Genomic DNA, 11,558 nt, shown 5'->3' with positions numbered 1-11,558 from the left:
GGCGGTCGCGGCGGCGCGCCTGGGCGCGCAGGTGGCGATGCTCGGCTGCGTCGGCGGCGATGCGAACGGCGCGCAGCTGCGCGCGGGCCTCGAAGCGGAGGGCATCGATTGCACCGCGCTGGAAACCAGCGCGAGCGCGCCGACGGGTGTCGCGCTGATCATCGTCGACGATGGCAGCCAGAACGCCATCGTCATCATCGCGGGCAGCAACGGCCAGGTGACGCCCGAGACGATCGCGCGGCACGAAGCGGCGCTCGCGGCCGCGCAGGTCGTGATCTGCCAGCTGGAGACGCCGCCCGCTGCCGTCAAGGCCGCGCTCGCCGCTGCGCGTCGGCTCGGCAAGACCGTGATCCTGAATCCGGCGCCGGCGACGGGCCCGTTGCCGCCGGACTGGCTTCCTCTCATCGATTACCTGATTCCCAATGAACTCGAAGCGGCGACGCTGACGGGCTTGCCCGTCTCGTCGCCGGATGAGGCGCAAGCGGCCGCAGCCGCATTGCGCGGTGCGGGCGCGCGCAACGTGATCGTGACCATCGGCGCGCAAGGCGTCGTGGCCGCGCTCGGCGACACGCAGGCGCAGCATTTCGAGGCGCCGCGCGTGAAGGCCGTCGACACGACGGCGGCGGGCGACACCTTCATCGGCGGTTTCGCCGCCCAACTTGCGCGGGGCGTGGACGTCGCCGACGCGATCCGTTTTGCGCAGCGCGCCGCGTCGATTTCGGTGACGCGAGCGGGCGCGCAGCCTTCCATTCCGACGCGCGCGGAAGTCGGCGGCGCCTGATCTTCGCCTCTTCTCGCTCTTTCCACTCTTCTATCTCTCTTCTCACGGCTGTATGCACAGCGACGCGCGCGTCGCTGTGCGAACGCGGGTGGCCGTCGTCCACCCGCGCGCCGTCGCACGGATTGTAATTTCTGCCAGGCCGTCCGGCCATATTCCTCAGACTATATAGAAGCTTCAAGTCCTCCGTAGGAATGCCGTAAACGCGGTGAGAGCGCCACGACAGATCAAGCGGCGCCGCGAGACCACCGCCTACACCATGCGTTGCAGCCACAACGCGCACTCATCGACATCTCACAGGAAGAAGCATGAACAAGGGCATCACCATCAAGGCGCGAATCGGCCTGACGATGGCATTTCTGGCCGCATTGCTGGTCGCAATCGGACTTTTCGGGCTGTTTGGTCTGAGCCGCTCGAACGAATCGGTGCGCGACATGTTTACGAACCAGATGCCGAGCGCCGTCGACATCGGCAATGCCGAGCTGTACGCAGCCCGCGAGCGTCTCGCGCTGGATCGCGCCGCATTCCTGATCGGTACGCCCGAAGTGTCCGCGACGCTGGAGCGCGCCCGCGGGATGCGCGCGATTTCCGACGACTGGTGGAAGCGATATCTCGCGCTGCCGCGTGAAGGCGACGAGGACCGCTATGCGCAGGAAGTGAGTGCGAAGCGCGAAGCGCTCCAGCAGGCAATGGAGGCGTTTTACGCAATCGTTAGCGCAAACGATCAACCGAAAATCATCGATGGGGCCAAGCGTCTGCAGGCGACCTACAACGAACTCGCCGTCGCCGACGACGCCCTGCGCAAATTCCAGTTCGAATCGGCGAAACAGGGCTTCGACAGCGCGCAATCGACCTACTCGACGTTTCGCGTGATCAGCCTGGCCGGCATTGTGGCGGGCGTGCTCGCCGCGCTCTTTTCGTACTTCACGCTGCGCGGCGCGATCGCGCGGCCGCTCGCCGACGCGCTCGGCCACTTCGACGCGATCTCCTCGGGCGATTTGCGCCGCCCCGTGGTCCCGACCTCGCGCGACGAAATGGGCCAGCTGATCGAAGGCATCGGCAAGATGCAGCGCAGCCTGACCGAGACGGTGCGCGCCGTGCGCGCGGGCAGCGAATCCATCGCGACGGCTACGCGCCAGATCGCGGCAGGCAACACCGACCTGTCGTCGCGCACGGAAGAGCAGGCGTCGGCGCTGCAGGAAACGGCGTCGAGCATGGAGCAGTTGACGGGCACGGTGAAGCAGAACGCCGACAACGCGCGCCAGGCGAGCGCGCTCGCGGCGAATGCGTCGGACATCGCGAACAAGGGCAGCGCCGTCGTCGGCCAGGTGGTCGGCACGATGGGCGACATCAACCAGAGCTCCGCGAAGATCGCCGACATCATCGCGATCATCGAAGGCATTGCGTTCCAGACCAACATCCTCGCGCTCAATGCCGCCGTCGAAGCGGCGCGCGCGGGCGAGGAAGGGCGCGGTTTTGCCGTCGTGGCAGGCGAGGTGCGCAGCCTCGCGCAGCGTTCGTCGGCGGCGGCGAAGGAAATCAAGGAACTGATCGACACGTCCGTCGAGCGCGTGCAGGCGGGCTCGGCGCTCGTGGACGAGGCGGGCCGCACGATGACCGAAATCATCAGCGCGGTGCAGCGCGTCACCGACATCATGGGCGAAATCGCCGCGGCGTCGGAGGAGCAAAGCAGCGGCATCGATCAGGTCGCGCGCGCCGTCACGCAGATGGACGAAGTCACGCAGCAAAACGCGGCGCTCGTCGAAGAAGCGGCGGCGGCAGCGTCGTCGCTGGAAGATCAGGCGGCCAAGCTGCGCACGACAGTTTCCGTGTTCCAGGTCGACGACACGCCGGGTGCGTCGGCCTCTACCGCGGTTGCACGCAAGGCGCGCCTCCCTGCGCCGGCGAAAACGCCTCGCAGGACCGCGCCGTCGATGCCCGCCCTGACGGCGGCGCCGGCCGCGGCCGTTGCACCCGTACCTGCGCCCGCGCGTGCCGTGGCGGCGCCGCAAAAAGCCGTGGCGACGTCGGATGCCGATTGGGAGACGTTCTGACGCACCAAAACCGGGCCTAAGCAGACGGGAGGGAACGGCTGCGCCGGATGTGACGCCCGAGCGCCGGAATCGGCCGCTGTTGCCCGTTGCCGCTCGCTGACGCGGAACTGCAATGCATGAACGGGACGGCTGCGCCTTGGCAGGGGCAGCCGTCTTTTGCCTGATGGCGCACCTGCGGCAGTATTGTTCCGGTACATTCACAAACGCGGTCGATCGCGTGCCATCCATCGCCTGTATGTACTCATGTCGCATGAGGGCGCGCGAACCGTATGACGTGAAGTTCATGCGCGCAAACGCACCGCGCGGTCTTCACCTGTCGCAACGCCACCCGCCGATACCTGTGCTTCGAGCACGACCCGCCGACCCCAACAGCCAAAAGGGACACGACATGACGGATCACGACCTCGCGCAACGCCTCGTGCAAGCGCGCCGCCAGCACCGCGCCATTGACACGCTGCCGCCCGACTCGTTGCCACCCGATGCAGCCACGGCCTACGCGATCCAGCAGGCGGTGATTGCCGGGCTGGGCGGCGTGACGGGCGCCTGGAAAATCGGTGCCAAAGCTCCCGGCGCTCCCGCATCGGGCGCGCCGATTCCCGCGGCGCTGACGGTTGCATCGCCGGCACGGTTCGAACATGGCGCGTTTTTTCGCGTGCTGCTGGAGCTCGAAGTCGCGTTCCGTTTTGCCGAACCGATCGAGCCGCATGGGCAGGCGTATGCACGCGACGAAGTGCTGGCACGCGTCGGTTCCGTGCTGCCCACCATCGAGATCGTCGACAGCCGCTTTGCGCAATGGCCCAACGTCGCGCCGCTGGCACAACTCGCCGACGCCCAGAACAATGGGGCGCTCGTCACGGGGCATGCCGTGCCCTATGCGTCGCTCGCGCGCTCGTTCGATTTCGTGGCGCCCGAGCTCGAACTGACGTTCGATGGTGTGTCGCTCGTGCCCGAATCGCCGGGCAATCCGGCTGGCGACCCGCGCGAGCTGCTCGTGTGGTTCGTCAACCATTGCGCGGCAATGGGTATCACCATAGAGCCCGAGTGGACCATCACGACAGGTTCGTATGTGGGCGCGCATCGGGTCGAAGGGCGGGGGCGCGTGTATGGCCATATCGACGGGCTAGGTGAAGTCGAAGTCGAATTGACGTAAACCACTAAGTCGCCTCCCCCGGCTTCAACGCCACGACCGCTGCGCTGCTGCGGCGGACGCATCAAGAAGTCCGCTGCACACCATCATTTGCTCCTGCACTCGTCTGCACCTCCTCCACCCGCGCGCACCCCCGACCATAGACAGTGGCAAGGAAGGGCGCGCACCTGGCTACATCTGCCTGTTCAGGCAGACAGTGCATGCAGCGTCATACAGACATAAACGTGCGTGCATGACGACCCTGCAACCGACATGGATTTCAGACAACGCACGAAGATTCCGATGTTCGAGCCTGCAGTCGTGACCATGCGGTTTCGCGTTGAACGATTCGACGTGCGCACTGACGAACCACTGGAATGCGCGTCGGTGCACATGCAAAACATGTAACACAGCAAATGTCCTGTCGTCGAAAGCGCGGATGCATGCGTTATGGCGGAAGGGCAGCAGGCGTGCCGCGATGTGCACAGGCGTCGTCGATGGGTACAGGGTGCGCATGCACTGCACGTGCACTGCACATACGCGCCAGACGAAGTAATGTGTCGCAGTAATGTGGGCAGGCAGACGGCGCCGCGATTGTGGCTTTGCGAACGTGCGAAAAAGTGCAGGAACCTGGGGCGTCAACGGTAATCCGATGCAACGTACGGATGAAGCGCGGACTGGGTACGGGAGATGCAACGCAGCACCGGCAGCACGGCATCTCGCAGGTGTGGGCAACGATTGTAGGTGACCGAATTTGCGTCATCAAGCAGAGGGCGGAGCGTGCTAGCTGTGGCGCGATTTTCACAACGTAGTTCGTGAAAAAAAAATTTAAAAGGGTTTAGGATGAATTCGAGCGATGTCGTTTCCTGATAGCGCGCCGCGCACGACATCGTCCCAGACTTCGGCGAGGAGGTAGCATGGATATCTACAGCAGTTTCGCGACCCGCTTCGAGAAAACACGAGAAGAGGAACTCTCGCTCGAGGAGTATCTCGCGCTCTGCAAAGACAATCCCGCCGCGTACGCCACTGCAGGCGAACGCATGTTGACGGCCATCGGGGAGCCAGAACAGATCGACACGCGCAACGATCCGCGTCTGTCGCGTATCTTCGCGAACAAGGTGATCAAGGTATACCCCGCGTTCCGTGAGTTCTACGGAATGGAGGATGTGATCGAGCAGGTGGTGGCCTACTTCCGGCACGCTGCGCAGGGGCTCGAAGAAAAGAAGCAGATTCTCTATCTGTTGGGACCGGTGGGCGGCGGCAAGTCGTCGATTGCCGAGCGCCTCAAGCAGTTGATGGAACGCGTGCCGTTCTATTCGATCAAGGGTTCGCCCGTCAACGAATCGCCTTTGGGGCTGTTCGATTATGACGAGGACGGTCCCATTCTCGAAGAACAATACGGCATACCGCGCCGCTACCTGAAAAGCATTCTGAGCCCGTGGGCCGTCAAGCGGCTGCACGAGTACAACGGCGACATCCGCAAGTTCCGCGTGGTGCGCCGCTATCCTTCCATCCTGCGGCAGATCGGCATCGCGAAGACGGAGCCTGGCGACGAAAACAATCAGGATATTTCGTCGCTCGTCGGCAAGGTCGACATCCGCAAGCTCGAACAGTACGCGCAGGACGACGCCGACGCCTACAGCTATTCGGGTGGCCTGTGCCTCGCGAATCAGGGTCTGCTCGAGTTCGTCGAAATGTTCAAGGCCCCGATCAAGGTGCTGCACCCGCTGCTCACTGCAACGCAGGAAGGCAACTTCAAGGGCACGGAAGGCTTCGGCGCGATTCCGTTCGACGGCATCATCCTCGCGCACTCGAACGAGTCCGAATGGAAGGCGTTCCGCAACAACCGCAACAACGAAGCACTGCTCGACCGTATCTTCGTCGTGAAGGTGCCGTACTGCCTGCGCTACTCGGAAGAGATGAAGATCTACGAGAAGCTGCTGCGCAATTCGTCGCTGTCCAATGCGGTCTGCGCGCCGGGCACGTTGAAGATGATGGCGCAGATGTCGGTGCTCACGCGTTTGCAGGAGCCCGAGAATTCCAGCCTCTTTTCGAAGATGCAGGTGTACGACGGCGAGAACCTCAAAGACACCGACCCGAAGGCGAAGTCGTATCAGGAGTACCGCGATTTCGCGGGCGTCGACGAGGGCATGACGGGCGTGTCCACGCGCTTCGCGTTCAAGATCCTGTCGCGCGTGTTCAACTTCGACACGACGGAAGTCGCGGCGAATCCGGTGCATCTGATGTATGTGCTCGAACAGCAGATCGAGCGGGAGCAGTTTCCGCCGGAAACCGAGCAGAAGTACCTGTCGTTCATCAAGGACGTGCTCGCCTCGCGCTATGCGGAATTCATCGGCAAGGAGATTCAGACTGCGTATCTGGAGTCGTATTCCGAGTATGGGCAGAACATTTTCGATCGCTATGTGACGTACGCCGACTTCTGGATTCAGGATCAGGAGTTCCGCGATCACGACACGGGCGAAAGCTTCGACCGCGCGGCGCTCAACGCCGAGCTGGAGAAGATCGAGAAGCCTGCGGGCATCAGCAACCCGAAGGACTTCCGCAACGAGATCGTCAATTTCGTGCTGCGCGCGCGGGCCGCGAACGGGGGCAAGAACCCCGCGTGGATCAGCTATGAAAAGCTGCGCGTCGTGATCGAAAAGAAAATGTTCTCGAACACGGAAGAACTTCTGCCCGTCATCTCGTTCAATGCGAAAGGGTCGGCGGAGGAACAGCGCAAGCACGAAGACTTCGTCAACCGCATGGTCACCAAGGGCTATACGCCGAAGCAGGTGCGGCTCTTGTGCGACTGGTATCTGCGCGTGCGTAAATCGTCATGACACGCGTGCTGCAAAGCTCGCGCAAACGGGTTCGCTTCACCCGATTTGCGCGGGCCTCCGGCGAGGCGCAAGCCGCATGGACATAACTTTGCATGCGCAACTTGCGCCCCGCGTATTCCAAATCGGAGCGGGAGACCGGATGTGCTTCATCAAATCATCGACCGCAGGCTGGCAGGCAAGAACAAGAGCATTGCAAATCGCGAACGCTTTTTGCGTCGCGTAAAGGGCTATATTCGGCGCGCGGTGTCGGAAGCGGTGCGCGACCGCAGCATTAAAGATATTCAGAACACCCAGAGCATCACGATTCCGCGCAAGGACATCGCCGAACCGTCGTTTCGGCATGGCCCCGGCGGCAAGCGTGAAATGGTGCACCCGGGTAACGCCGACTACATTCGCGGCGACAAGATTCCGCGTCCGCAAGGCGGTGGGGGCAGCGGCGGTGGCGGCAGCGCCAGCAACGAAGGCGAAGGTCAGGACGATTTCGTGTTCGAGTTGAGCCGTGAAGAATTCATGCAGTACTTCTTCGACGATCTCGAACTGCCGCGTCTCGTCAAAACGCATCTGCTCGCCGTGCCCACCTGGAAAAGCATCCGCGCCGGCTGGGCGGCCGAAGGCACGCCGAATAACATCGACGTGGTGCGTTCTCTGCGCAGCGCGCTGGGCCGGCGTATCGCGCTCGGCGCGCCGCTCGTCAACGAACTGCACGAACTCGAGAAGCAACTCGAAGAGATGAAGGCGGACCCCGCCGATCGTCGCGAAGAGATCAAGCTGCTCGAAGACGACATTCATCATCTGCGCGGCCGTATCTGGCGCATTCCCTTCATCGATCCGTTCGATCTGCGGTACGTAAACCGCGTGAAGCAGCCCCAGCCGTCGAGTCAGGCCGTGATGTTTTGTCTGATGGATGTGTCCGGGTCAATGGACGAGCAGCGCAAGGATCTCGCCAAGCGCTTCTTCATCCTGCTGTACCTGTTTCTGAAGCGCAACTACGAGAAGATCGAAGTGGTGTTCATCCGTCACCACACGCGCGCCGAAGAAGTCGACGAAGACACGTTCTTCCATTCGACGGAAAGCGGCGGCACGGTCGTGTCGAGCGCGCTGGAACTGATGCAGAAGATTCTCGACGAACGCTATTCGCCGACTGAATGGAACATTTACGGCGCACAGGCATCGGACGGGGACAACTGGACCGACGATTCGCCGAAATGCCGCAAGATCCTCGCTGATGACATTCTCGAGAAGGTGCGGTATTTTGCGTACATTCAGGTGACGCCTGAAGAGCAGAACTTGTGGCTCGAATATGCGCAACTCGCGCTGTCGCAGCCGCATATGGCGATGAAGAAGGTCGAGACCGCGGCGGATATTTATCCGGTGTTCCGCGAACTGTTCGAAAAGCAGGTGGAAGCCGCATGACGACTCGCCATCTGCACAACGAGGCGCGCGGGTATGAACCCGAGCGCAAGAAAGGCGTGCCGAAGCAGAGTGAGGCCGGGCATGCCGAGGCGAACGCGGCACACGCGAATGACCGGCGTGCGTCCGATGCCGGAGCAGGCGTAGCGCCTGACGCAGCTGCAGCACGGGGACCCACCGGGGCGCCCACCCAAGGGCAAAGGGAAGTCCGTATGAACGTTGCCGATAGAAGGCCGTTGCCGTGTCCGTCCGACTGGACCTTCGAACTGATCGAAGAGTACGACACACATATTGCGCATGTTGCAGAGCAATATGAACTCGATGTTTATCCGATCCAGCTCGAACTCATCAGCGCTGAACAGATGATGGACGCGTATGCGTCCGTCGGCATGCCCGTCAATTACCGTCACTGGTCGTTCGGCAAGCACTTTCTCGCGACCGAAAAGAGCTATCGGCGGGGACAGATGGGTCTCGCGTATGAGATCGTCATCAACTCGAACCCCTGCATCGCGTATCTGATGGAAGAGAACACGATGACGATGCAGGCTCTCGTCATCGCGCATGCGGCCTACGGGCACAACTCGTTCTTCAAGGGCAACTACCTGTTCCGCCTGTGGACGGATGCGCATGCCATCATCGATTACCTCGTCTACGCGAAGAACTACATCGCGGAGTGCGAAGAGCGCTTTGGGCTCGATCGCGTCGAAGAACTGCTCGACTCGTGCCATGCGCTGATGAACTACGGCGTGGATCGCTACAAGCGTCCGCAGAAGCTGTCCTTGCAGAAGGAGCTCGAAGCGCGTCGCGAGCGCGAAGCGTATCTGCAGTCGCAGGTGAACGAACTGTGGCGCACGCTGCCGTCGCGCCACACGCCGTTGCCGGAGGAAGTCGAGGAGCGCTATCCGCCGGAGCCGCAGGAAAACCTGCTGTATTTCGCGGAAAAGAACGCGCCGCTGCTCGAACCATGGGAGCGGGAAGTGATCCGCATCGTGCGCAAGATCGGGCAGTACTTCTATCCGCAGCGCCAGACGCAGGTGATGAACGAAGGCTGGGCCACCTTCTGGCACTACACGCTGCTCAACACGATGTACAACGAGGGCAAGCTCGAAGACGGCTTCATGATGGAGTTTCTCCATTCGCACAGCAACGTCGTCTATCAGCCGCCCGTCACAAAGCCGTATTACAGCGGCATCAATCCGTATGCGCTCGGCTTCTCGATGATGAGCGACATACGCCGCATCTGCGAGAACCCGACGGAAGAGGACCGTAAGTGGTTCCCCGAACTCGCGGGCAGCCCGTGGCTGCAGGCGTTGCACTACGCGATGCGCAACTTCAAGGACGAAAGCTTCGTCGCGCAGTATCTGTCGCCGCATTTGATCCGCGAAATGCGGCTCTTCTCGGTACTCGACGACGACATGCGCGACGCGCTCGAAGTCTCCGCCATCCACGACGACAGCGGTTATCAATACGTGCGTCAGGCGCTGTCGCGGCAGTACGACATGCATCATCGCGAGCCGAACATCCAGGTGTGGTCGGTGAATACGCGCGGCGACCGCAGTCTGACGCTGCGCCACTTCATGAGCGACAACCGCCATCTGTCCGGTGACAGCGACGAAGTGCTCAAGCACATGGCGCGCTTGTGGCAGTTCGACGTGTACCTCGAAAGCGTCGACGAAAACGGCACCGTGAGAAAACGCTACGAGTGCCGTTACACGGCGCCTGCCGTGCGCGTTTGACGGGCCGCGCGCCGTCAAAAAAGCCAGCCTCTGGGCTGGCTTTTTTTATGCGCGTTCGGACGTATCCATGAGCGAAAGATTGTGGAAACGCTTTAGGCGTACATTCGCAAGCCGTTATCCAGCGATATCCGTTAAGATACCGACCGCGTCAAAGCTTACATCTTCATGCAATCTCGCACGCGTGCCGCAACCCGGTTGCAACGAGACCGAAACCGGACTGCAAACCAGGTTGGAGCGCAATACAAAAGGCGGCGTCACGAGCGCCAAACCTAAAAGAAGGGATCGACCAGCATGACCGACACAACCGTATTCACCCCCTCCGATACCCGGCGGCGCATCTTCGCGATCGTCGGCGCCTCTTCAGGCAACCTCGTCGAGTGGTTCGACTTTTACGTCTATTCGTTTTGCGCGCTGTACTTCGCGCCGGCCTTCTTTCCGAAGGGCGACACAACGGCGCAGCTGTTGAATACGGCAGGCGTGTTTGCCGCGGGCTTCCTGATGCGCCCGATAGGCGGCTGGTTCTTCGGCCGGCTCGCCGACAAGCGCGGCCGACGCTTCGCGATGATGGTCTCGGTGTTCATGATGTGCGGCGGCTCGCTCGTGATTGCCGTGCTGCCGACCTACGCACAGATCGGCGCGCTCGCGCCCGCGCTGCTGCTGGTTGCGCGCCTGTTCCAGGGGCTGTCGGTGGGCGGCGAGTACGGCACGAGCGCGACCTATATGAGTGAAGTGGCGCTGAAAGGGCGGCGTGGCTTCTTCGCGTCTTTTCAGTACGTGACGCTGATCGGCGGTCAGCTGTTCGCGCTGCTGGTGCTCGTAATCCTTCAGCAATTGCTGACGACGGAAGAACTGAAGGCGTGGGGCTGGCGCGTGCCGTTCGTGGTCGGCGCGGTCGCTGCGCTGGTCGCGCTGTACCTGCGCCGCTCGCTGGATGAGACCACCACGGCCGAAACGCGCCAGCGCAAAGAGGCGGGCACGCTGCGCGGCATGTGGCAGCACAAGGGCGCGTTCTTCACGGTGCTCGGCTTCACGGCGGGCGGCTCGCTGATCTTCTACACGTTCACGACGTACATGCAGAAGTACCTGGTCAATACGGCGGGAATGCACGCGAAGACGGCGAGCAACGTGATGACGGCGGCGCTCTTCGTCTACATGATCATGCAGCCGTTGTTCGGCGCGTTGTCCGATCGTATCGGCCGCCGTCAGTCGATGCTGCTGTTCGGTTTCTTCGCGACCATTGGCACGGTGCCGCTGCTGCATGCGCTCAAGGACGTGACGAGCCCCGTGATGGCGTTCGTGCTGGTCGTGATCGCACTGGCCATCGTCAGCTTCTATACGTCGATCAGCGGCCTGATCAAGGCCGAGATGTTCCCGCCCGAAGTGCGGGCGCTCGGCGTGGGCCTGTCGTATGCGGTGGCAAACGCGATCTTCGGCGGCTCGGCGGAGTACGTCGCGTTGTGGCTCAAGCAGGCGGGCAGCGAATCAATGTTCTACTGGTACGTGACCGCGCTGTGCGCGATCGCGGGCATCGTGTCGTTCCGCATGCGTGATCCGTCGAAGGAAGGCTACCTGCGGCACGAACCGTAATGCATCGGATGTGAGGCACGATAGTGC

The 11,558-nt window shown here is 62.2% G+C and carries 7 protein-coding genes; all 7 read left to right on the top strand.

Annotated elements, in window-relative coordinates; genetic code table 11:
* On the top strand, positions 1–781 hold a 781-nt coding region (locus H3V53_RS33970; RefSeq protein ID WP_336601560.1), incomplete at its 5' end, for a PfkB family carbohydrate kinase.
* Positions 782–1,086: 305 nt separating this feature from the next.
* Entirely contained in the window at positions 1,087–2,832 is a 1,746-nt protein-coding gene (locus H3V53_RS33965; protein ID WP_336601559.1) for a methyl-accepting chemotaxis protein, read from the top strand.
* 388 nt (positions 2,833–3,220) lie between these two features.
* Positions 3,221–3,982: a 2-keto-4-pentenoate hydratase gene (locus H3V53_RS33960; protein ID WP_336601558.1), complete on the top strand. Its 762-nt coding sequence runs from the start codon at positions 3,221–3,223 to the stop codon at positions 3,980–3,982.
* Between the two features lie 893 nt (positions 3,983–4,875).
* A complete protein-coding gene (locus H3V53_RS33955) occupies positions 4,876–6,798 on the top strand; it encodes a PrkA family serine protein kinase (protein WP_012400626.1) in 1,923 nt (640 codons plus the stop codon).
* 141 nt (positions 6,799–6,939) lie between these two features.
* Positions 6,940–8,211: a DUF444 family protein gene (locus H3V53_RS33950; RefSeq protein ID WP_054926243.1), complete on the top strand. Its 1,272-nt coding sequence runs from the start codon at positions 6,940–6,942 to the stop codon at positions 8,209–8,211.
* A complete protein-coding gene (locus tag H3V53_RS33945; protein WP_054926241.1) occupies positions 8,208–9,944 on the top strand; it encodes a SpoVR family protein in 1,737 nt (578 codons plus the stop codon). Before H3V53_RS33950 ends, H3V53_RS33945 begins: the two co-directional genes overlap by 4 nt.
* A gap of 291 nt (positions 9,945–10,235) precedes the next feature.
* On the top strand, positions 10,236–11,531 hold the full coding sequence (locus H3V53_RS33940) for an MFS family transporter (RefSeq protein ID WP_054926240.1): 1,296 nt from the start codon (positions 10,236–10,238) through the stop codon (positions 11,529–11,531).
* Positions 11,532–11,558: the final 27 nt, after the last annotated feature.

The organism is Paraburkholderia bengalensis, from assembly GCF_037126505.1.
In the GTDB taxonomy this organism is placed as follows: domain Bacteria; phylum Pseudomonadota; class Gammaproteobacteria; order Burkholderiales; family Burkholderiaceae; genus Paraburkholderia; species Paraburkholderia bengalensis.
The sequence above is the reverse complement of the archived record's forward strand: the minus strand, read 5'-3'. Positions and strand labels throughout refer to the sequence as shown.

Coding starts and splice junctions, on each gene's coding strand:
- H3V53_RS33965 (WP_336601559.1), top strand. CDS start 1,087: ATGAACAAGGGCATCACCATCAAGGCGCGAATCGGCCTGACGATGGCA.
- H3V53_RS33960 (WP_336601558.1), top strand. CDS start 3,221: ATGACGGATCACGACCTCGCGCAACGCCTCGTGCAAGCGCGCCGCCAG.
- H3V53_RS33945 (WP_054926241.1), top strand. CDS start 8,208: ATGACGACTCGCCATCTGCACAACGAGGCGCGCGGGTATGAACCCGAG.
- H3V53_RS33955 (WP_012400626.1), top strand. CDS start 4,876: ATGGATATCTACAGCAGTTTCGCGACCCGCTTCGAGAAAACACGAGAA.
- H3V53_RS33940 (WP_054926240.1), top strand. CDS start 10,236: ATGACCGACACAACCGTATTCACCCCCTCCGATACCCGGCGGCGCATC.